The 19,990-nt window shown below is 61.3% G+C and carries 20 protein-coding genes and 1 riboswitch; of the genes, 7 read left to right on the top strand and 13 right to left on the bottom strand.

Features of this window, described 5'->3' with window-relative positions; translation table 11 throughout:
- Positions 1–37 precede the first annotated feature (37 nt).
- From AABM52_RS08400 to cobO, 6 genes are read right to left on the bottom strand one after another with little or no spacing between them, the layout of a single operon-like run.
- Positions 38–1,489: a cobyric acid synthase gene (locus AABM52_RS08400; protein WP_347911291.1), complete on the bottom strand. Its 1,452-nt coding sequence runs from the start codon at positions 1,487–1,489 to the stop codon at positions 38–40.
- Positions 1,486–2,478 (bottom strand): threonine-phosphate decarboxylase CobD, encoded by a 993-nt coding sequence (gene cobD, locus AABM52_RS08395; protein WP_347911290.1) that lies wholly within the window; start codon positions 2,476–2,478, stop codon positions 1,486–1,488. Before cobD ends, AABM52_RS08400 begins: the two co-directional genes overlap by 4 nt.
- The gene (gene cbiB, locus AABM52_RS08390; RefSeq protein ID WP_347911289.1) at positions 2,471–3,379 is read right to left on the bottom strand and encodes an adenosylcobinamide-phosphate synthase CbiB; all 909 of its coding nucleotides are present in this window, start codon (positions 3,377–3,379) and stop codon (positions 2,471–2,473) included. The genes cobD and cbiB overlap by 8 nt, the downstream gene beginning before the upstream one ends.
- Positions 3,376–4,026, bottom strand: a complete 651-nt coding sequence (gene bluB / locus AABM52_RS08385; protein WP_347911288.1) for a 5,6-dimethylbenzimidazole synthase — start codon at positions 4,024–4,026, stop codon at positions 3,376–3,378. The genes cbiB and bluB overlap by 4 nt, the downstream gene beginning before the upstream one ends.
- Positions 4,023–5,393, bottom strand: coding sequence for a cobyrinate a,c-diamide synthase (locus AABM52_RS08380; protein WP_347911286.1), 1,371 nt, complete (start codon positions 5,391–5,393; stop codon positions 4,023–4,025). The genes bluB and AABM52_RS08380 overlap by 4 nt, the downstream gene beginning before the upstream one ends.
- Positions 5,390–6,001 carry a cob(I)yrinic acid a,c-diamide adenosyltransferase gene (gene cobO, locus AABM52_RS08375; RefSeq protein WP_057715808.1) on the bottom strand — a complete coding sequence of 204 codons (612 nt, stop codon included), beginning with the start codon at positions 5,999–6,001 and terminating at the stop codon, positions 5,390–5,392. Before cobO ends, AABM52_RS08380 begins: the two co-directional genes overlap by 4 nt.
- Before the next feature lie 81 nt (positions 6,002–6,082).
- A riboswitch (cobalamin riboswitch) is annotated at positions 6,083–6,316 on the bottom strand.
- Positions 6,317–6,469: 153 nt separating this feature from the next.
- Between cobO and AABM52_RS08370 the strand changes: the two genes are divergently transcribed.
- Together AABM52_RS08370 and AABM52_RS08365 are read left to right on the top strand one after the other, a co-directional pair.
- Positions 6,470–7,054 carry a hypothetical protein gene (locus AABM52_RS08370; protein ID WP_347911285.1) on the top strand — a complete coding sequence of 195 codons (585 nt, stop codon included), beginning with the start codon at positions 6,470–6,472 and terminating at the stop codon, positions 7,052–7,054.
- Positions 7,055–7,120: 66 nt separating this feature from the next.
- On the top strand, positions 7,121–8,434 hold the full coding sequence (locus tag AABM52_RS08365; RefSeq protein ID WP_347911283.1) for a sorbosone dehydrogenase family protein: 1,314 nt from the start codon (positions 7,121–7,123) through the stop codon (positions 8,432–8,434).
- A gap of 124 nt (positions 8,435–8,558) precedes the next feature.
- On the opposite strand, the gene AABM52_RS08360 is transcribed toward AABM52_RS08365, so the two are convergent.
- The 6 genes from AABM52_RS08360 to AABM52_RS08335 form a co-directional block, all read right to left on the bottom strand.
- On the bottom strand, positions 8,559–9,221 hold the full coding sequence (locus AABM52_RS08360) for a class I SAM-dependent methyltransferase (protein WP_347911282.1): 663 nt from the start codon (positions 9,219–9,221) through the stop codon (positions 8,559–8,561).
- An 18-nt stretch (positions 9,222–9,239) separates the two neighbouring features.
- The gene (locus tag AABM52_RS08355) at positions 9,240–9,776 is read right to left on the bottom strand and encodes a C40 family peptidase (RefSeq protein ID WP_347911281.1); all 537 of its coding nucleotides are present in this window, start codon (positions 9,774–9,776) and stop codon (positions 9,240–9,242) included.
- A 165-nt stretch (positions 9,777–9,941) separates the two neighbouring features.
- Positions 9,942–10,574 (bottom strand): C40 family peptidase, encoded by a 633-nt coding sequence (locus AABM52_RS08350; protein ID WP_056721709.1) that lies wholly within the window; start codon positions 10,572–10,574, stop codon positions 9,942–9,944.
- Between the two features lie 222 nt (positions 10,575–10,796).
- Positions 10,797–11,501 (bottom strand): DnaA regulatory inactivator Hda, encoded by a 705-nt coding sequence (gene hda, locus AABM52_RS08345; protein WP_046037635.1) that lies wholly within the window; start codon positions 11,499–11,501, stop codon positions 10,797–10,799.
- Positions 11,502–11,732: 231 nt separating this feature from the next.
- Positions 11,733–12,806, bottom strand: a complete 1,074-nt coding sequence (locus AABM52_RS08340; protein ID WP_347911280.1) for an AI-2E family transporter — start codon at positions 12,804–12,806, stop codon at positions 11,733–11,735.
- A 36-nt stretch (positions 12,807–12,842) separates the two neighbouring features.
- Positions 12,843–13,895 carry a DUF2066 domain-containing protein gene (locus AABM52_RS08335; protein WP_347911279.1) on the bottom strand — a complete coding sequence of 351 codons (1,053 nt, stop codon included), beginning with the start codon at positions 13,893–13,895 and terminating at the stop codon, positions 12,843–12,845.
- A 387-nt stretch (positions 13,896–14,282) separates the two neighbouring features.
- Between AABM52_RS08335 and purM the strand changes: the two genes are divergently transcribed.
- The 3 genes from purM to AABM52_RS08320 are packed head-to-tail and all read left to right on the top strand — an operon-like array spanning position 14,283 to position 16,713.
- The gene (gene purM / locus AABM52_RS08330) at positions 14,283–15,341 is read left to right on the top strand and encodes a phosphoribosylformylglycinamidine cyclo-ligase (RefSeq protein WP_347911278.1); all 1,059 of its coding nucleotides are present in this window, start codon (positions 14,283–14,285) and stop codon (positions 15,339–15,341) included.
- Positions 15,341–15,991: a phosphoribosylglycinamide formyltransferase gene (gene purN / locus AABM52_RS08325; RefSeq protein ID WP_102671757.1), complete on the top strand. Its 651-nt coding sequence runs from the start codon at positions 15,341–15,343 to the stop codon at positions 15,989–15,991. Before purM ends, purN begins: the two co-directional genes overlap by 1 nt.
- Positions 15,992–15,999: 8 nt before the next feature.
- On the top strand, positions 16,000–16,713 hold the full coding sequence (locus AABM52_RS08320; RefSeq protein WP_347911277.1) for a DUF3108 domain-containing protein: 714 nt from the start codon (positions 16,000–16,002) through the stop codon (positions 16,711–16,713).
- A gap of 54 nt (positions 16,714–16,767) precedes the next feature.
- Here AABM52_RS08320 and AABM52_RS08315 read toward each other — a convergent pair whose 3' ends face one another.
- A complete protein-coding gene (locus tag AABM52_RS08315) occupies positions 16,768–18,393 on the bottom strand; it encodes a methyl-accepting chemotaxis protein (protein WP_347911276.1) in 1,626 nt (541 codons plus the stop codon).
- A 238-nt stretch (positions 18,394–18,631) separates the two neighbouring features.
- Here AABM52_RS08315 and AABM52_RS08310 point away from each other — a divergent pair, with 238 nt between their 5' ends.
- Both AABM52_RS08310 and AABM52_RS08305 read left to right on the top strand, forming a co-directional pair.
- Entirely contained in the window at positions 18,632–19,048 is a 417-nt protein-coding gene (locus AABM52_RS08310) for an OsmC family protein (RefSeq protein ID WP_347911274.1), read from the top strand.
- A gap of 62 nt (positions 19,049–19,110) precedes the next feature.
- Positions 19,111–19,971, top strand: coding sequence for a pirin family protein (locus AABM52_RS08305; protein WP_347911272.1), 861 nt, complete (start codon positions 19,111–19,113; stop codon positions 19,969–19,971).
- The last annotated feature ends 19 nt before the right edge of the window (positions 19,972–19,990 follow it).

Below are 19,990 nucleotides of genomic sequence, written 5' to 3'. Positions count from 1 at the left end.
AGCGAGCCCTGCTCGCGATAGCGGAGTTAGAACCGCCTCAGAACCCACAGAGCTGACGCAGCAGAGAAGTATCCAGATGCTTCTCCACCAGATCCGCCAACCGCTCGATATCACGCTCGCGCAAGCCGTGATAATCCACGTCCTGCACCTCCTGCAAACCCGCCCAGCGCAGCAGTGCACTGCACGCCGCCGGCGATTCGAACAGTCCGTGCAAATAGGTGCCGAAAATCTGCCCGTCAGCACTTTGCGCACCATCACAGCGGCCATCATCCAGTTGCACGGCGGCGTTTTCCAGGGCCGGCCCTGTGGTCACGCCGGCATGAATTTCATAACCCGCCACTGGCGCATCTTCCAGCGCCAGGCGGCCACGCACGTTGCGCAACTGCTTCTCTTGTTCGAGCCGGGTCTGGAACGCCAGCAGCCCCAAACCGGCACTGGAACCCGGCGCACCTTCGAGGCCCAACGGATCATGCACCTGCTCACCGAGCATCTGCAGGCCGCCACAGATCCCCAGCAGTTTCCCGCCGTAACGCAGATGCCGGGCGATGGCAGCCTCCCAGCCGTTGGCTCGCAGGTACGCGAGGTCGCTGCGCACACTTTTCGAGCCAGGAAGAATGATCAGGTCGGCGGGCGGAATCACCTGGCCGGGGCTGACGAATTGCAGGTCCACTTGCGGATGCAGGCGCAGCGGATCGAAATCGGTGTGATTGCTGATGCGCGGCAGCACTGGCACCACCACCTTCAGCACCTGTTCGGCTTTGTCGGTCTGGCGTTGATCGATGCCGTCCTCGGCTTCAAGGTGCAGGTCCATCACGTACGGCAGCACGCCGATCACCGGTTTGCCGGTGCGCTCTTCGAGCCAGTCGAGACCGGGTTGCAGCAACGCGATGTCGCCACGAAAGCGATTGATGACGAAACCTTTGACCCGCGCCTGTTCGCTCGGCGACAGCAGTTCGAGGGTGCCTACCAGGTGCGCAAAAACCCCACCACGATTGATATCGGCGATCAGCAGCACCGGGCAATCCACCGCTTCGGCGAAGCCCATGTTGGCGATGTCGCCGGCCCGCAGATTGATTTCCGCCGGCGAGCCAGCGCCCTCGACCATCACCAGCGGATACGCCGCGCTCAAGCGCTCGTGGGAGGCCAGCACCGCTTGCATGGCGATGGTTTTGTAGTCGTGATAGGCGACGGCGTTCATGGTCGTGACGGCGCGGCCATGGATGATCACCTGGGCACCGGTGTCACTGTTGGGCTTGAGCAACACCGGGTTCATGTCGGTGTGCGGCTCAAGGTTCGCGGCCTGGGCCTGTACCGCCTGGGCACGGCCAATCTCGCCACCGTCGGCGGTCACCGCACTGTTGAGGGCCATGTTCTGCGGCTTGAACGGCACCACCCTGACGCCCTGGCGTGTGGCCCAACGGCACAGCGCGGTCACCAGCGTGCTTTTACCGGCATCCGAGGTGGTGCCCTGCACCATCAGCGTGGTCATTGGTTTTCCTTGGCGAAATCTTCGAACGCCTGCGCCAGTCGTACCCAGGCGATTTCGTCACCGGGCAAGCCGAATCGCAGGCTGCTGTTGTGCGTGAACAACCGCAGGAGAATGCCGCGCCGGGCCATGAACCCATGCAGTGCTTCGGCGCGCTCGGTGATCAGCCACTGGAACAGCGCACAACCGCCCTGAGGCTCGAAGCCGTGTTGTTCCAGCAACGACGCAAGGCGCTCGCTGGCTGCTTCGGTGCGCTCCCGTTGCCGCGTCTGCCCTTGCGTATCGCGCAGACAGGCCTGGCCCACTACCCGGGTTGCCCCGCTCACGGCCCAGGGCCCCACTTGTTCAGCGAGCAACTTGAGCAACTTGCGCTCGGCCAGCACAAACCCGAGGCGCACACCGGCCAGGCCGAAAAACTTGCCGAAGGAGCGCAAGACGATCAGCCCGACTTGATGGGCAAAAGGCGCCAGGCTCAGTTGCGGCGTGTTATCCATGAACGCTTCGTCCACCACCAGCCAGCCACCGCGCTGGGCCAGCCGCGTATGCCAGTCGAGCAGCCGACTGGGGGTGAGGCTCAGGCCCGTGGGGTTGTTCGGATTGACCACCACCAGCACGTCGAAACTGTCGATAAAGAAGTCGACTTCCTGCTCCAGCACTTCACGCACGATGTAGCCGTTGCGACGCCACGCTTCGGCGTGCTCGGCGTAACACGGCGACAGCACGCCGACCTTGCCCGCCCGACGCAAGCGCGGCAGCAGTTGAATCGCCATTTGCGAGCCGGCCACCGGCAATGCCTGCAAGGTGCCGTAGTAATCGCAGGCGGCCTGCTCCAGACCGTCGTCCGCCTCCGGCAAACGAGCCCAGGCCCGCAGCGGAATATCCGGCACCGGGAACGGCCAGGGCGCAAGGCCCGTGGACAGGTCCAGCCAGTCGGCTTCATCTATGCCGTATTCGAGCGCTGCCTTGCGCAGTCGCCCACCGTGCTCAAGCATAAAATTCGGCCCCCAGGCAGAGAATCAGCAGCCATAACCATACCCCGCGCTGGACCAATTGCCAGCCCCGGTCTATGGAGTCGGCATCCGCCGCCACGCCTTCGCCCAACTGCGGACGCTGATGCAGTTCGCCGTGATAAATCGCCGCCCCACCCAATTCGACGCCAAGGGCGCCCGCCCCTGCCGCCATCACCGGGCCGGCGTTCGGGCTGTCCCAGGTCGGGCCTTGGGTGCGCCAGCATTTCAACGCCAGTCGGGTTTTGCCCAACAGCGCGTAAGTCAGTGCCACCAGGCGCGCAGGAATGTAATTGAGCACGTCGTCGACCTTCGCCGCCGCCCAGCCGAACCGTTCGAAACGCTCATTGCGATAACCCCACATCGCATCCAGCGTATTGCTCAGGCGGTAGAGCACCACGCCCGGCGCGCCCGCCACGGCAAACCAGAACAATGCGGCGAACACCGCGTCGCTACCGTTCTCCAGCACCGACTCGGTAGCGGCACGGGCGACTTCGGTTTCATCCAGATCACTGGTTTTACGGCTGACCAGATAACTCACACGCTTGCGTGCTTCATCAAGATCACCGCCGCGCAGGGCCTTGGCCACAGGCTCGACGTGCTCACCGAGGCTGCGCATGCCGAGGGCGCAATAGAGCGCGAGAATCTCGACGATCCAGCCGACATAAGGCGCCCAGGAAAATGCCGTGGCCAACAATGTCAGCGGCAACACGGCAATCACCCACGCGGTGACGCCATGGCTGCGCCAGCCACGACCGCCGCCGTTGAAACGTTGCTCGATGCGCTCGGCAAAACGGCCGAACGCCACCAGCGGATGCCAGCGCTTGGGTTCACCCAGCAGCGCATCCAGCGCAACCGCGGCGACACTCAACAACGCCACACTCATCGATTCACTCCCCAATAATTTTCATACAGCAATTCATGTAGCGGACGCGCCTGCGCCCAGCCTTCGAGCACCAGCATCGGTGCCGGGTAGAACTCTTTGACAGGCCCCATGCACAGCACCGCGAGTGGTTTGGCGCCAGGAGGCAACCCCAGCAAATCGGCCAAGGCTTGCGGCTCGAACAGCGAAACCCAGCCCATGCCCAACCCTTCCGCGCGGGACGCCAGCCACAGGTTCTGGATCGCGCAGGACAGCGAGGCCATGTCCATTTCCGGCAAGGTGCGGCGACCGAAGATATGCTGCTCGCGGTCGTCCATCAGCGCGGCGACCAGTACCTCGGCGCAATCGTTGATGCCTTCGACCTTGAGCTTCATGAACTCATCGCTGCGCTCACCGAGGGCTTCGGCGGTGCGGATGCGTTCTTCTTCCACCAGGGCCTGGATTTGCCCGCGCAAGGCGCGATCGCTGATGCGAATGAAGCGCCAGGGCTGCATCAGGCCGACACTGGGTGCCTGGTGTGCGGCCTCGAGCAGGCGCTGGAGCAATTCGGGCTCGACGGTGCCACCACTGAAGTGGCGCATGTCGCGGCGTTCGGCGATGGCGCGATAGACCGCTGCGCGTTCGGCTTCGGAAAATGCGTTGTCGGTCATGGCCGCTTCGCGAGCAGGCTCGCGCCCACAGGAGTCAGGTGATCCATTATGGAAGCGATGACGGTCTCAAGGTCTGGCGCAAACAGCGCGGCAATCGCCGTGGGGTTCGACGGAAAATAAAAGTGCACATAAGAGGCCGTCATCCGCCCCTCACGGTAGACCGCCTCCGCTCCGCGCCCGCCGTTAGGGCTCAAGCCACGGGCAATTGGCGCCAGTTCAGTGGTGGTCAGCGAATGGTGATAGGTGTGCCCGCGCAGCGAACCTTCCGGCAGGTCCACCGCTTGCAACGCCAGCGCTGCCAGACGCTTTTGCATCACCGCATCACCGGCCAGCAAGCCAACCAGTTCGGCGCGAGTGCCCTCGACATCGGTCAGGGAATCGAGCAGATACAGCATGCCGCCACACTCGGCGAGCAAGGGTTTGCCTGCGCGGTGGTGGGCGCGGATCGCGTCGAGCATCGCGGTGTTTTGCGCCAGCGCAACATGGTGCAGCTCCGGGTAACCACCCGGCAGATACAGGCTGTCCGCCTCCGGCAACCCACTGTCGCGGATCGGCGAGAAGAACGACAACTCGGCGCCCATCGCCCGCAGCAGATCCAGGCTCGCACCGTAGGTGAACGCAAAGGCTTCATCCCGGGCGACGGCAATGCGCACACCGGCCAGCAGCGGCTCGGCCACGATCACATCAGGGGTGGCAAACTCGACCGCCGGCGGCAGCGCAACCTCGCAACTGCTGGCCAGGGCATCAGCGGCCGCATCAAGGCGCAGGTCGAGATCGTTCAACTCACTGGCCTGCACCAGCCCCAGGTGCCGGCTCGGCAATTCGATCCCGGTTTCCCGGGACAGCGCGCCGTACCAGCGCAAACCTTCAGTCAGGCTGCCTTCAAGCAGTTGCGCGTGGCGCAGCGTGCCGACACGATTGGCCAATACCCCGGCGAACGGCAAGTCCGGCTGATAACGCGCCAGCCCCAGGGCCAGTGCGCCGAAGGTCTGGGCCATGGCGGTGCCATCGATCACACCCAGCACCGGCACACCGAAATGCCGCGCCAGATCGGCGCTCGACGGCGTACCGTCGAACAGCCCCATGACGCCTTCAATCAGGATCAGGTCCGCTTCAGCGGCAGCCTCCCACAGCAACCGGCGACTCTCCTGCTCGCCGACCATCCACATGTCCAGCTGATACACCGGCGCACCGCTGGCGCGCTCGAGGATCATCGGATCGAGAAAGTCGGGACCGCACTTGAACACACGGACCTTGCGCCCCTGATTGCGATGCAATCGGGCCAGCGCCGCGGTGACGGTGGTCTTGCCCTGGCCGGAAGCCGGCGCGGCAATCAGAACCGCCGGACAGTGTCGAGGCTGACTCACAATTCGACGCCTTTCTGCGCTTTGATCCCGGCTTGAAAGGCGTGTTTGATCACGCCCATTTCGGTGACGGTGTCAGCCATCTCGATCATTTCCGGCTTGGCGGCACGACCGGTGACCACCACGTGTTGCATCGGCGGCCGGGCCTGCAAGTCGCTGAGCACCTGATCGAGATCGAGGTAGCCGTGCTTGAGGGCGATGTTCAGCTCATCCAGCACCACCAGACCGATGGACGGATCGCGCAGCAGTTGCTGCGACACCGCCCAGGCAGCTTCGGCGGCGGCGATGTCGCGCTGACGGTCCTGGGTTTCCCAGGTAAAACCTTCGCCCATCACGTGAAAGCGCACCTGCTCGGGAAAGCGCCGGAAGAACAACTCTTCGCCCGTGCTGTTGCGGCCCTTGATGAACTGCACCACGCCGCATTGCATGCCGTGCCCCATGGCGCGGGCAAGCATGCCGAAGGCCGAACTGCTCTTGCCCTTGCCATTGCCGGTCAGCACCAGCAGCAGGCCACACTCGTTCGGGGAATTGGCGATGCGCTCGTCGATCACGGCTTTTTTGCGCTGCATGCGCGCCAGGTGGCGTTCGTCACGATCGGGGGTATCAGTCATGGGGGAGCTCTCCGTTGAGGCAGGAATAACGGCGGGCAGGCACAAGAATAGAAGGCAAAAAGCCTGGCATCGCCCACCGTGATGCCGCTGGATGAATCAGGCCGGTCTCCGGGCTCATGAGTGGCGCGGGGCCGGACTGTGCGCCTTCCCGCATCGAATCGACACAGTGGCATCACACACAGTTTTCACTCATTTACCGTTGCGGGGGCAGCGCCGGAATTGCGGGCCTTCGACCAACAGAAGGACTCACTCACCGGCTTCCCTGTTTCACTCTGTCGACCCAAGCCACAGAGCACCTGAAACAAGCCGCGAAGGTTAGAGGGTTGGGGGTGGAGCGTCAATTAAAGCCGGGAGGCCATCGAGCGAATAACTGCCATCCATCAATAAACTGACGTCAATCTTGTGCCACGCTCTCAGCAGTGATATCAAAGAGCCACAATCTCACAACACAATAACAAGGGTGAGCCCATGCAAGGCATGATCATCAGCAATCCAAAGCTGGAATTCCTGCGCCCGGTGCTCGAGCACTGGTTCGAATGCATCGACCGTTACAACGCCGTCCGCGGTGATGGCGACACACCGTACTGGCATGACGAAAAGGCCAATCTCGGACTGCTGTCTGCCGCGGCCTGGATGGCCGAGATGGTCACGCTGCAGCAGACGCCCACCCGCAAGCAGACCGAAGAAGGCGAACGCAACAGCCGCGCCGACCTGCTCCTGGCCTCGCCCGAAACCCGCGCCTACATCCAGACCAGCCAGCGTTGGCCACGGGTCAACAGCCTCAATCTGACCCAGGCCCTGCTCGACATCGCCAGCGATGCAAAGCGCGTGAGCCACGCCAGCGACCTGAAACTCGGCTGCCTGTTCGTCGCCCCGCAAAAAGCCCAGCAAGGCGCAACGCCGGAAGAACTCCAGGACATGGTCGACGACCTGCAAAAGGAACACACCTGCGCTGTCGCCTGGTATTTCCCTTATGCCTACCGCAAGTTGCGCAACGAAGCCGGCAACTATCACCCCGGCATTGCGGTGCTGTTCAAGGAAGCACGCGGCTGAGAGTTGAACCATCGCACGACACCCCTCCTCTATGAATAGAACAAGGCATTCATAGGGAAGACCAGCATGCGCACGTCCCCGCTCGTTCTCGTTATCGCGCTCTGCGGAGGGCTCGCCGCTTGTGGCGAGACCTCCCGGCTGCAAGTCTCCGACGGTACCGGCCCGTCACCTCAACTACCGGAACCCAACAAGACACTGGTTCCGACGGTGAACATCGCCCCGGCCATCGGCTGGCCACAGGGTGCGAAACCCGTCGCCGCCACGGGCACTCAAGTGGCCGCTTTTGCCGAAGACCTGGATCACCCCCGCTGGCTTTATGTGCTGCCCAATGGCGATGTGCTGGTGGCGGAAACCAACGCACCACCCAAACCCGAAGACGGCAAAGGCATTCGCGGCTGGGTCATGAAAAAAGTCATGGGCCGCGCCGGGGCCAGGGTGCCCAGCGCCAACCGCATCACCTTGCTGCGCGACAAGGACCACGATGGCGTCGCGGAAACCCGCACGGTGTTTCTGCAAAATCTCAACTCGCCCTTCGGCATGACCCTGGTCGGCAATGACCTGTATGTGGCCGACACTGATCGCCTGCTGCGCTTTCACTATGAAAGTGGCGATACGCAGATCAAGTCGCCGCCGGTCAAGGTTGTCGACCTGCCGGGCGGCCCGCTGAACCATCACTGGACCAAAAACGTCATCGCCAGCAAGGACGGCAGCAAGCTGTACGTCACCGTGGGTTCCAACAGCAACGTCGCCGAAAACGGCATGGACAAGGAAGAAGGTCGCGCGGCTATCTGGGAAGTGGATCGTGCCACGGGTCGGCAGCGGATTTTTGCCTCCGGCCTGCGCAACCCCAACGGCATGGCGTGGGAACCGCACAGTGGCGTTCTGTGGACTGCGGTCAACGAACGGGATGAAATCGGCAGCGACCTGGTTCCGGACTACATCACCTCGGTGAAGGACGGCGCATTCTATGGCTGGCCGTACAGTTACTACGGTCAGCACGTCGATATTCGCGTCGAGCCGCAAAACCCGGACCTGGTGGCCAAGGCTATCGCCCCGGACTACGCCGTCGGCCCGCACACGGCATCACTGGGCCTGGCCTTCGCCGAAAACAGCAAGTTGCCGCCGCCCTTCACCCAAGGGGCATTCATCGGGCAGCACGGCTCATGGAACCGCAACCCCCACAGCGGCTACAAAGTGATTTTCGTGCCGTTCAGCGCCGGCAAACCTGTCGGAAAGCCCGTTGAAGTGCTCACAGGTTTTCTCAACGACAAGGAACAGGCAATGGGCCGCCCGGTGGGCGTGGTGATCGATCGGCAGGGTGACCTGCTGGTGGCCGATGATGTGGGGAACAAGGTGTGGCGGGTTTCGGCTGCTAAATAATGGCTGCCAAGCCACCTGTGGGAGCGAGCTTGCTCGCGATGAGGCCTGCACATTCAACTTTGATGTTGCCTGACCCACCGCCATCGCGAGCAAGCTCGCTCCCACATTGGATCGGTGTCAGCGCTTACCTTTTGCGGCACAGAGTTAAACCATCACCGATCGGCAACAACGACAGATCCACCCGCGCATCATCCTTCAACGCCCGGTTGAGTGCCTGGATCGCCCGGGTGTCCGCGCTCTCGGGGCTGGCCTCGAGCACGCGCCCGCTCCACAGTGTGTTATCGAACACCGCCAGCCCACCGACCCGCAGCAATTGCAGGGCGTGCTCCAGATAAGCCGGGTAGTTGGCCTTGTCGGCATCGATGAACACCAGGTCGTACTGCCCGCCCTGCCCTTGTCGCTCAAGCTCGGCGAGGGTTTCCAGCGCCGGGGCCAGTCGCAGGTCAATCCGCCCGGCGAGCCCCGCCTCTTGCCAGTAGCACCGTGCGGTGGCGTTGTAGTCACCGGGAATGTCACAGCAAATCAGCGAACCGTCAGCGGGCAATGCCGCCGCCATGCACAGTGCGCTGTAACCGGTAAAGGTGCCGACTTCGAGCAAGCGCCTGGCCCCCGTCAGTTTCACCAGCAAAGCAAGAAACTGCCCCTGCTCAGGCGCCACCTGCCAACGCGCCATGGGCAGCGCCTGGGTCTCATCGCGCAAGCGCTTGAGCAGAGGCGTTTCGCGCAGGGAAACATCGAGCAGGTATTGGTACAGGTCGTCGTCGAGATTAAGCGTGCGAGCAGTCATGGTCACCAGCTCCGAACGTTACGGATTGCGCGCCAGATGTTCAGGCTGCAGAACACGCTTGGCGCTCAGGTAAGCCTTTTGCCAATACGCCTTGGACAGGCTGTCGAGCTTCACAGTGCCACCGGTGGCCGGCGCGTGGACGAAGCGTCCTTCTCCCACGTAGATGCCGGCATGACTGACCTGGGAGCCGCCATTGGTGGCGAAGAAAAGCAGGTCGCCGGTCTGCAGGCCTTCCTTGCCCACATTCGCCGCTTGCATGGAGATCATCTCGCGAGTGGTGCGCGGCAAGGCAATGCCGGCAACATCACGGTACACGTAGGCGATCAGGCCGCTGCAATCAAACCCGGAATCCGGTGTGTTGCCACCCCAGCGATAAGGCGTGCCCACCAGTCCGAGCGCGCGAAACAGCACGTCTTCCGCTTCGGGCGAAAACGCTTGTGAGGAACCAAATACGATGGGAGCGCGAACCACCGGCGCAGGAGGCGGTGTGCGGCTGGCGCAGGCACTGAGCAGCGCTGCGAAGAACATGATTGCGAGGCGGGCCGACATCGTCATAAGCAGAACATCCTGATCTGGCTGCGGCTTTTTCTGCGGGGAGCGCAGAAAAGAAAACCGCCTGCGTTGGACGCAGGCGGTTTGCCATCATTTGTAGATCAAGATTCTAGCGGCTACGCGACAAACTTCAAGTAAGACTTTAAGTTCGCCTTACAAAATGTCCGCTTATTTACGTGCAGTGACGATTGGCGACGCGTTAGGTGCCATTGCCAGGGCGCGCTTGGCTTCGATGAAGGTCTTGCTCCAGTAGCTGTCACCCAGGCTATCGATGCGTACACCACCGCTGCGGCGGCTGCTGGAGTGGATGAACTGGTTGTCACCCAGGTAGATCCCGGCGTGACTGACGCGACCACGACGACCATTGGTGGCGAAGAACAGCAGGTCACCCGGCTCAAGTTTGCTGCGCGAGACCAGCGGAGCGTCCACGTTGATCATTTCGCGGGTGGAGCGTGGCAGGTTCATGCCTGCTTCTTCGCGGAACAGGTAACCGATGAAACCACTGCAATCGAAGCCGGCTTCAGAAGTACCGCCGAAACGGTAACGGGTACCGATCAGGGACATGCCACGTTCGAGGATGCTGTCGGCCAGGACCGGAAGCTGGTAGGACTTGCCGCCAGCGAAATCTGCGAGTTCTTTTTCGGTGGCCAGCTCTTCCTGAAAGAGAGCGGAAGACTGGGCAGTGGCCGAGTGTTGAACCTGCTGTTGCGGAGCTTGTTGGGCCACCGGAGTGTGGGCGGCGCAACCGAACAACAGGGTAACGAGTGCGAGAGGCACGAGGGGTGCGAAGCGATTTAGCATGGGCACGACCGTGGCTGATAGTTGTAAAGAAGCCGAGACTATGCCCGCTATCAACCTCATTTGCAAATTCAATCGATCTTTTTGTGACTTATCCGTTTCTCGTTTACATCTAAGCGCTTAAGCCCATTTTAAACATACGCGCGGCCTGCAACCTGGCAGGAAAGCGGGATTTCTGGCGCCTGAAAGATGCCGAGCCGGCTAAAAGCCCCGGTTTCAGCGGGTTTACCAGCCGAGGGTTTCTTTCAAAAACGGGATTGTCAGCTTGCGCTGAGCCTGGAGGGAGGCCTGGTCGAGACGCTCGAGCAGCTCGAAAAGTGCGCTCATGCTGCGGGTACCGCGAGTCAGAATGAAATGCCCGACTTCATCGGTCAGATGCAGGCCGCGACGGGATGCGCGCAATTGCAGGGCACGCAATTTGTCCTCATCGGACAGCGGGCGCATCTGGAAGATCAAGGCCAGGGTCAGGCGGGATTTGAGATCCGCCAGCTTCACAGGCAGCTCACGCGGGGATGTCGATGCGGCAATCAGCAAACGTCGACCGCTGTCACGCAAGCGATTGAACAGATGGAACAGCGCCTCTTCCCAGTCCGCTCGCCCGGCAACCACTTGCAAATCATCCAGGCAGACCAGTTCGTACTGTTCGAGGTTGTCGAGGATTTCAATGCCGCGATCAAGCAGCTCCGCCAACGGCAGGTACACCGCAGGCTCCCCCATTTGCTCGAAGCGCAGGCAGGCGGCCTGCAACAGGTGCGTACGCCCTACCCCGTCTTTACCCCAAAGGTAGATCAGGCTTTCGGTCCAGCCGGCGTCGGCTTCGCACAGCCGCTCGACATAGCCGAGTGCAGCGGCATTGGCGCCTGGGTAGTAGTTGATAAAGGTGGCGTCGTCACGCAGACGCACACCTAGGGGCAGCTGAATCGGTTTCATGCTGACTGAACAGTTCCAAAAGGAACCGTTAGTGGCCTCTGTGTAAAGTTTGCGAAGTTTATACCCGTGAGGCGGACCGCACAATGCGACAGACCACAAGCAAAATCAAAGGTTTGCGTTAATGCATCGGTTTTGTGACAGATTCTTTGGCGGTGCATGTGACAGTCGGGCGACGCCAGCAGGCTGATCCGGTACGAACCCGGGCAGCCCACAATCGCCTATCGACAGCCCTTACACCTGCGGCTCGTCGCTTCTTCCGTAAATTTCAGAATCCTTATACAAATCATGCACATGGCGCACCAGCACCATGATCACCGCAGCGACCGGCAACGCCAGCAGAACACCGGTAAAGCCAAACAGCTCACCACCGGCCAGGATCGAGAAAATCACCGCCACCGGGTGCAGGCCAATCCGGTCACCGACCAGCATGGGGGTCAGCACCATACCCTCCAGCGCCTGACCGACCATGAACACCGCGACAATGCCGAGCATCGGATAAAGATCACCGCCGAACTGGAACAACCCCGCAATGAGCGCCGCGCCAATGCCGATGATAAACCCCATGTACGGCACAATCGCCGCCAGGCCGGCAATCAGGCCAATCAACAGGCCCAGTTCCAACCCGACCAGCATCAGGCCGGCTGCGTAGATCACACCCAAGGCCACCATCACCAGCAACTGTCCGCGCACGAAGGCGCCGAGCACTTCATGGCATTCACCCGCCAGCGACACCGCTCGCGCTTCACGATCACGGGGCAGCAGGCTGCGGAGCTTGGCCATCATCAGATCCCAATCGCGCAACAGGTAGAAGCTCACCACGGGAATCAGCACCAGATTTGCCAGCCAGCCGATCAACGCCAGCCCCGAGGCCGTGGCATGGCTCAACACCACGCCGACCACATCAGTGGTCTGACTCATATGCTCGCTGATGGCGGCCTTGAGCTTGTCGAACTTCCAGAAACCTTCCGACAGGCCGAACTTCGATTGTGCCCACGGCAATGCCGTGTGCTGCAGCCAGTCGAGCATCTGCGGGGCCAGCTCATACAAACGAAACAACTGCCTGGCGAGCAACGGCACCAACACCAACAGCAGCGCGGTGAAGATCAATGTAAACAGGGTAAACACCGCCACGACACCCCAGGTTCGGGACAGGCCTGCCTTCTCCAGCCGATCCACCAGCGGGTCGAACAGGTAGGCCAACAGCAGCGCCACCAGGAACGGCGTCAGGATCGGATGCAACAACCAGACAAACACACACAGCAGGACCACCCCACCGAGCCAGAACCAACGCCGCGAATCGGCCATGAACCACTCCATTGCTTCTATATAAAGAAAGAAAAACTACCAGCGATAACGCAGTTGCGGGGTTGGGGCCGGCGCGGCGACGGGCACCGGGCTGCCGGTGGCTGGCTGAACGGGCGCTACCGGTGCCGGGGCTTGCCCCGCCGGCGCTTCCTGCAGCCTCGCCAGCGACAGTTGTGCACGCAGCTGATCGACGCTGCCATTGACCCGATAGAGAATCCGGTCGCCCTCGACACTTTGTACGCGCCCGCCAAATGGCTCCAGCAAACGCCCGAGCGACGCGTAGTGTTCAAGATTCATGCCCTGCACTTCCAGCAACTGCTCGCTCGAAGCACCGGGTTTGGCAACAAACCGTGGCGCAAGGCGCTCGTTGACCGCCAGCATCACCGCGTCGGCCACGGCGGCCTGATCGGCGCCCTGCACACTGCCGGCCTCTTTTTTATCCCCCAGCCACAATTGCCACTTGGCTTGCCACTGCCCGCCCTCTTCCTTGGCGTGTACCGCGAGCAGGGCGTCGGCGTTGTAGCGCTCCGACGCCGCATGTAAAGGCGCGGGATCTGCGCCCTCCAGATTCGGCGCGGTCGCGACGATCTGCTCATTCAAATCCGCCAATGGCAAGCGCAATGGCAAGCCACGGTGCTGGGCAGCCCGACGCAGTGGCGCCGCGCTGGCCTGGCCGTCGCCCACCAGGCTTGAACCCTCGGTGGAATCATTCAACCACCAGCCGAGGATCGACGGCCGATTGGCGCCCCACATGGCCAGACCGGCGCGGCGCAAGGCCTGCTCGGTGGTACCCGGATCGAAATCGACCTTCAGGACTTCCGGCGGCCCGGCCTCAAAGCCGTATTGGCTGATGATCTGTTGCGGGTCTTTGCGAATCGCCGCCAGCCCCGGACTTTGAGCGGCCTTGGGGTCGCCGGTCAGGCGCAATACAAGCGTGTCCAACGCACGCTGAGTCGCTTGGTCGCGCTCCTCGGGCGACTGGCCATTCACCGGCTCGCGAACCTGATAAAGGCCTTTGACGGTTTCGGCGTGACTGACCAGGCTGACCACTGACAAACAACTCACAAGCAAGAATTTACAAAAACGCATGGAAGATTCCTGACGACAAGAGCGGCTGGAACAGACCGCATGAAGACGATCGAGCAAGACTGTGACCGTTGCCCGACGCAAAACATTCACACGTCCCGGGTAAGTTTTCGCACTGTCATAACGATAGACGGTTAATCGCGATACCTTATACAGCCATGCAGGATGCCACTGACACCGCGCATTAACGGTTTTTTTTGACCGGAAATGGCCCTGCTGTCGGCCTGAGGATGGCCGCTGCGGCTCAAGCCTGATAAAATCGCGCGCCTTCGCAGACCGGCAACAGCCGGGTAGTGTCCGAATAGCGCGCATGGTTCTCGCCTACGCAGTTTCGGCGCTCCCGACGGACTCGGTCGTTACCCAGAAATCCCCCCCCTAAAGGCCTGGATCATGAGCAAGCAACCCTCCCTGAGCTACAAGGACGCCGGTGTAGACATCGACGCCGGTGAAGCATTGGTCGAACGCATCAAGAGCGTCGCCAAGCGCACTGCGCGCCCGGAAGTCATGGGCGGCCTGGGCGGTTTCGGCGCCCTCTGCGAAATCCCGGCCGGCTACAAGCAGCCCGTGCTGGTTTCCGGTACCGACGGCGTCGGCACCAAGCTGCGCCTGGCCCTGAACCTGAACAAGCACGACAGCATCGGCATCGACCTGGTTGCCATGTGCGTCAACGACCTGGTGGTGTGCGGCGCCGAGCCGCTGTTCTTCCTCGACTACTATGCCACCGGCAAACTGAACGTCGACACCGCTGCCCAGGTTGTGACCGGCATCGGCGCCGGCTGCGAACTGTCGGGTTGCTCGCTGGTTGGCGGCGAAACCGCTGAAATGCCGGGTATGTACGAAGGCGAAGACTACGACCTGGCCGGTTTCTGCGTCGGCGTCGTGGAAAAATCCGAAATCATCGACGGCTCCAAGGTCGCTGCCGGCGATGCCCTGCTCGCCCTGCCGTCCTCCGGCCCGCACTCCAATGGCTACTCGCTGATCCGCAAGATCATCGAAGTGTCCGGCGCCGATATCGAGAACACCCAGCTCGACGGCAAGCCGCTGGCCGATCTGCTGATGGCCCCGACCCGTATCTACGTGAAGCCGCTGCTCAAGCTGATCAAGGAAACCGGCGCGGTCAAAGCCATGGCCCACATCACCGGTGGCGGCCTGCTGGACAACATCCCGCGCGTTCTGCCAAAAGGCGCTCAAGCCGTGGTTGACGTGGCAAGCTGGAATCGCCCTGCAGTGTTCGACTGGCTGCAAGAAAAAGGCAACGTTGACGAGAACGAAATGCACCGCGTGCTGAACTGCGGCGTGGGCATGGTCATCTGCGTCGCTCAAGAGCACGTTGAAACGGCCCTGAACGTTCTGCGCGAAGCGGGCGAGCAGCCTTGGGTCATCGGCCAGATCTCCACCGCTGCCGAAGGCGCGGCCCAGGTTGAACTGAAGAACCTCAAGGCTCACTGATGCCTAAGACCTGTGATGTCGTGGTGCTGTTGTCCGGCACCGGCAGTAACTTGCAGGCCTTGATCGACAGCACGCGGACCGGCGACAGCCCGGTCCGCATCGCTGCGGTGATTTCCAACCGTGCCGATGCCTACGGCCTGCAACGCGCCAGAGACGCGGGTATCGATACCCGCGCCCTGGATCACAAGGCTTTCGAAGGTCGCGAGGCCTTCGATGCCGCGCTGATCGAACTGATCGACGCCTTCAATCCCAAACTCGTGGTACTGGCCGGATTCATGCGCATTCTCAGCGCCGGTTTCGTACGCCACTATCAGGGTCGCCTGCTCAATATCCATCCCTCGCTGCTACCCAAATACAAAGGGTTACACACTCATGAGCGTGCGCTGGAGGCTGGCGACACCGAGCACGGCTGCTCCGTGCACTTCGTCACCGAGGAACTCGATGGCGGACCACTGGTCGTACAGGCTGTAATACCGGTAGAGTTACAGGATTCGCCGCAGAGTCTGGCGCAGCGGGTCCATGTTCAGGAACACCTGATCTACCCGATGGCCGTACGCTGGTTTGCCGAAGGTCGTCTGGCCCTCGGCGAGCAAGGTGCTTTACTGGATGGACAGTTACTCGCGGCCAGCGGCCACTTGATTCGAAACTAGGAGATTTTATGCGTCGCGCCCTGCTCTTCGCTTGCGCTCTGCTCGCCTTGCCCTTCGCCCAGGCGGCAGAACTTCAACCTTTCTCCGCCAGCTACACCGCCGACTGGAAGCAGTTGCCCATGAGCGGCACTGCCGAGCGCAGCCTCGAAAAAACCAGCGATGGCAAATGGAAACTGAGTTTCAAGGCATCGATGATGATCGCCAGCCTGTCCGAGGAAAGCACACTGACCCTGGACAAGGACATGCTTCTTCCAGAGTCGTACCACTTTGAACGTGGCGGCTTGGGCAAGGCCAAGAAATCGGATCTGGATTTCGACTGGAATACCAAAATGGTCACCGGTACCGATCGCGGCGACGCGGTGAAGGTTCCGCTGAACCGCGGCATGCTCGACAAATCCAGCTACCAACTGGCCCTGCAGCACGACGTCGCCGCCGGCAAAAAAAGCATGAGTTATCAGGTGGTCGACGGCAGTGAAGTCGATACCTATGACTTCCGCGTGCTGGGCGCTGAAAAGGTCGACACCAAGGCCGGCAAGATCGATGCGATCAAGGTTGAACGTGTACGCGACCCGACACAAAACAAACGCATCACCGTGATGTGGTTCGCCAAGGATTGGGATTACCTGCTGGTCCGCCTGCAACAAGTCGAAACCGACGGCAAGGAATACAACATCATGCTCCTGGACGGTACGGTCAACGGCAAGCCAGTCAAAGGCAGCTGATCCGGATCGATACGAAAAAGCCTCGCAGTCGCGGGGCTTTTTTTCGCCTGTCATTCAGACCGAAAACCGCGCCACCAAGGTATTCAGATCCACCGCCAGGCGCGACAACTCCTGACTCGCCGCGCTGGTCTGGTTCGCCCCGGCCGAGCTCTGTTGCGCCAGGTCACGGATATTCATCAAGTTGCGATCCACCTCCCGCGCCACCGCCGCCTGCTCCTCCGAGGCGCTGGCAATCACGATGTTGCGCTCATTGATCACGGTGAATGCCGAAGCGATATCCTCCAGGGCAACGCCCGCCGCTTTCGCCGCTTCCAGTGTCGAGCGCGCCCGGGTGTTGCTTTGCTGCATCGAGCTGACAGCCAGGTCAGTGCCCTGCTGGATACCGGTAATCATCTGTTCGATTTCCCGGGTCGATTGCTGGGTACGATGCGCCAGGGCCCGCACCTCATCGGCCACTACCGCAAACCCGCGCCCGGCGTCCCCGGCCCGCGCGGCTTCGATGGCCGCATTCAAGGCCAGCAGATTGGTCTGCTCGGCAATCGCGCGAATCACGTCCAACACGGTTGTGATGCCATACACCTTCTGCGCCAGGTCTTCGACCTGAGCGACGTTGGTGGTGACATCTTCAGCCAGCGACTCGATCGACAGCACCGTCTGGTGCACCTGTTCTCGCCCGTGCTGGGCAATGCGGTCGGACTCGCGGGAAGCTTGCGACGTTGCGGCCGCATTGCTCGCCACTTCTTCCACGGCGGCAGTCATCTGGTTGACCGCCGTGGCGGCCTGCTCAATCTCCAGGCTCTGCTGATGCAGGCCACGGGTGGCGTCTTCCGTGACGCAACTGAGCTCCTCCGAAGCCGAGGCCAATTGACGGGATGAATCGGAGATACGTTGAATGGTTTCACGCAAACTCTGCTGCATGCTCTTGAGCGCGTGCAGCAACCGCGCGGGTTCGTCCTTGCCGGTAATGCTGATGCTTGCGGTGAGGTCCCCACCGGCGACCACCTCGGCCACTTTCAACGACTGTGACAGCGGCAACACGATGCTGCGCGTCAGCAACAGTGCCAGGCCAATGGTGATCAGCGCAGTCACACCGATCATCACCCCGACCCAGATCCGTGACTGGTTGAACACCAGGCGCCCCGCCTCAGTCGCCAGATTGGCGTTGTGCCTGCTGAGTTCGACCAACTCCCTGAGGGTGACCGTGATCTCATCGGCCAGCGGATTCATCTCGCCATTGAGAATGGCCGCCGCCTCTTCCACCTGTCCCTGGGTAGCCTGGGCCATCACCTGACTCTGAAACTGCAGGTATTTGCTCTCGGCCGCCTTGAAGCGATCGAACAACACCCGCTCTTCAGGCAGCACAATCAACTTGTCATAGCGCTGCTGGGCCTGGTCGAGAACATTTTTGAGATCGTTGATTTTGCTGACGTTCTGCGTCTGTGCCTGTGGATCGCGATTGATCAGCAAACGCATGGTCAATGCCCGCAACCGCAACATGTCCTGACTCATATCACCGACCGCCATCACGCTGGGCAGCCAGTTGTCATCGACCTGATCGGACTGCGCCCGCATATTCGACATTTGCAGCAGGGCGAACGCCCCCAGGCCAAAAACCATCAACGCCAACAGGCCAAAACCGAGACTCGCGCGTGGCGCAATATTGAGACTTCTGATGCTCATACATCTGGTTCCTTCCAAAAACGCTGCTTCAGGCAGCAGGCTCTTTAGACGGTATCGGACTGTTGAAAATTTGCGTAAGACGAAAATGTGATATCAAAACACCACTACTGCTACGGTAACGATTCACCCAAAAGACTCACCGATACAAGAAAACCGGAACGCACATCCGGCACCATGCTCTATACCTTCAAGGTCTTTTTTTGATCGAATCAATATCCTGTTGCTTGCGAGGTTCCCCATGTCCGTTACTGTCAACACCGTTTCTGCCGAAGGCTTTCGCCATAGCGTCCAGATCGATGACCACGAACTCTTCGCCGACGTGCCCGTCACGGCGGGTGGTGAAGGCTCGGCACCGGAGCCGCACGATTATTTCGATGCCGCGCTGGGTGCCTGCAAAGCCTTGACCCTGAAGCTGTATGCCAAAAAGAAGAACATCCCATTGACCGGTGTCGGTGTGGAGGTAAAGCGCGACAACAGCCTGGAACAGAAAGGCCAGTACGCGCTGCACGTCAAACTGACCCTCAAAGGCGTACTCACCGACGCCCAGCGCGATGAACTGCACCGCGTGGCCGATCGCTGCCCGATCCACAAGCTGATGACCACCTCTGAAGTCAGCATCGAAACACATTTGTCCGAAGGCGCTTTCAGCCAATAGCGGCAAGGGCTGCGCAAGCGGGTTATGCTCGAACGCATTACCCGCTCAGCCTGGAACGCACCATGAACACTCCGCTCGTGATCCGCCCCCGCACCGAAGATGTCGAGGGCCAGCCGATTCTCCGCCCGCTGCCATCGGCCAAGTGCCGCAGCGTCGGGCCATTCGTGTTTTTCGACCATATGCTGGAAACCCGTTATCCACCGGGCAAAGGCATGAACATCCGCCAGCATCCGCACATTGGCCTGTCCACCCTCACCTACCTGTTCCAGGGGCAGATCCAGCACAAGGACAGCCTCGGTTCCGATCAAGTGGTCGGGACTGGCGACGTCAGCTGGATGACGGCCGGCAGTGCCATCGCCCACGTCGAACGCACGCCCGAGGCCCTGAAAGAAAGCGGCTTCACGATGCACGGCTTGCAGATCTGGCTGGCTTCACCCAAGGATAAAGAACAAGGCCCGGGGCATTACAGTCACCATCCGGCGTCCACATTGCCGGTCAGCGAAAACCTGGGGGTGAAGATTCGCATGATTGCCGGGGCAGGCTTTTGCCTGGAATCACCCGTGCCGGTGCTTTCTCCTACGTTGTACGCGGAACTGCACCTGCAAACGGCGACGACATTGCTGATTCCCACCGAGCATGAAGAACGTGCGCTGTATATGTTGAGCGGCGAGGTGCAACTCGATGGCGAGCCGATAGAGCCGTACTCGCTGGTGGTACTGCCTGCCGGGGAAGAAATGACACTGTTTGCTGAAAGCGATAGTCACGCCGTGTTGTTTGGCGGCGCACCGCTGGACGGGCCACGGCGGATCAACTGGAATTTTGTCGCAAGCGATCCGGCAGCGATTGATGAAGCGCGCCGGCGTTGGGCGGCCGGGGACTGGCCGACGGTGCCGGGGGAAGTCGAGAGGATCGAATTGCCCTGAAACTTTCAGCGCCAGTTAT

This window comes from Pseudomonas grandcourensis (assembly GCF_039909015.1).
In the GTDB taxonomy this organism is placed as follows: Bacteria; Pseudomonadota; Gammaproteobacteria; order Pseudomonadales; family Pseudomonadaceae; genus Aquipseudomonas; species Aquipseudomonas grandcourensis.
This window is presented reverse-complemented; position numbering and strand designations above follow the sequence as displayed.